This is a genomic window from Oscillatoria salina IIICB1, from assembly GCF_020144665.1.
GTDB lineage: Bacteria > Cyanobacteriota > Cyanobacteriia > Cyanobacteriales > SIO1D9 > IIICB1.
In genome coordinates, this window is record NZ_JAAHBQ010000161.1 from 1 (window position 1) to 1,663 (window position 1,663).

1 protein-coding gene is annotated in these 1,663 nt (G+C 46.1%); it reads right to left on the reverse strand.

Translation table 11 applies throughout. The features are described 5' to 3' along the window. A partial coding sequence (locus G3T18_RS24650) for an Ig-like domain-containing protein (protein WP_224413240.1) occupies nt 1-884 on the reverse strand: 884 nt, incomplete at its 3' end. Nucleotides 885-1,663: the final 779 nt, after the last annotated feature.

The window sequence follows — 1,663 nt, forward strand, 5'->3', positions numbered from 1 at the left end:
CCTTCTGGGGTTACTTCGTAAATGCTGTTATTCGCACCATTATCGAATTGATCGACAATCAGGAAATTACCTGTGAGGGGGTCAATCGTAATCCCTTGTACTGATTGATTATCCGGTAAACTCTCGGCAAAATCTAACGTCGAAATGATATTTCCTTCGGTATCGATGTTGGTGATAATTGCCGCACTATCTAAGACGAAAATACTCTCACTGGCTTCGTCATAAACTACACCACGTAAGGTCGCATTCGGGACAGCTAAGGCATCATTTTGGATATCGATACCACCGACTACTTCTTCACCTTCTGGGGTAAATTCCACCAGTTCGCCAAAACGCGGACTCAACAGTAATAAGTTACCGTTAGGTAAAGCTGTTCCTCCTAATGCAGTGGAGAATACTTCGGAGGTAAATTCATTAACTTCCACACCTTCTGGAGTATATTCGGTGACTGTCCACTCAAATTCTCCAGGTCCGAGAATTTCGGTATCGATCGCGTAAATATTACCCGTTTGAGGGATATAAGCGATACCATCACCACCACCTGCAAAGGAACTAATTAAGTTGAATTGCAAGCCTTCGCTGGCGTTTACTAACAAGTCTACGGTTGTACTTGCTGAGGTTCTTGTTCCATCAGAGGCGCTGATTTCAAAGGTATCTAAGCCTGAAAAATCATCGTCGGGAGTATAGACTAAGTTATCTAAATCTGCCGCACTAATCGTCTCTCCGGCGCGGACTCGACTACCATTGAGGGTTAAATCGCCATTTTCTGGTGCCGTTTCAATGGTGATTGATTCTAACTCGTCACCATCCACATCGCTGAAAGCCTCAGTAAAGTCTTCTTCACTAAAGCTAATCGGAGAATCTTCGTTAAGAGATTTCTTAATTCGCTCTAGTNTTCTGGAGCGTGTAAGATATCTAAACGCGCTACCCTATCTCCACTACCGCTATCATTGTCGAAGACGACGTATAATTCTCCGGTTTCTGGGTCAGTAGTCACACCTTCAGCATCGATAAATCCGGTTAAGTCTGCCAGATTGATACTCGAGAGTAATTCACCCTCTGGTGTGACTTCAAATAAGGTACTGGCAAATTCGCCGTTACTAGCGCGACCATCGTTGACAATCAGGAAGTTACCTGTGAGTGGATCGATCGCCATTCCTTGCGGTCCACCGTTTCCTGGTGGTGTGACTCCGGTTAAGTCTAAGGTATTGAGTAAGGTGCCGTCGGTGTCGAATTCAAAGATTTGTGGTCCGCGAGAGTCGAGGACGAAGATTGTCTCGGTGTCTAGATTATAGGCTACACCTGTGGGTGGTGATTTGTCACCGGGGTCGGCTGCACCGTCACCATCAAAGTCTAAGCCGAATTCTTCACGGGCGAAATCGATGCCACCTGGGGCTATTTCGCCTTCTGGGGTGTATTCCAGGATGCGTCCGGTTATTACGTCGCTGATTAAGAGATTACCGTCTGGGAGGATGCTCAGACCGATCGCTGTGCGTAATGCTTCTGGTACAAACGAGGATAACCTATCTCCTTCGGGTGTGACTTGAAAGACAGCGATGTCAGCTTCAAACGTCGGATTGAAGAACGAATTTACAAAGGTTTGCGCGATGAAGAGATTGTCTGTTGTGGGGTCGAAAGCAATACCATCTCCGGAAACAAACTC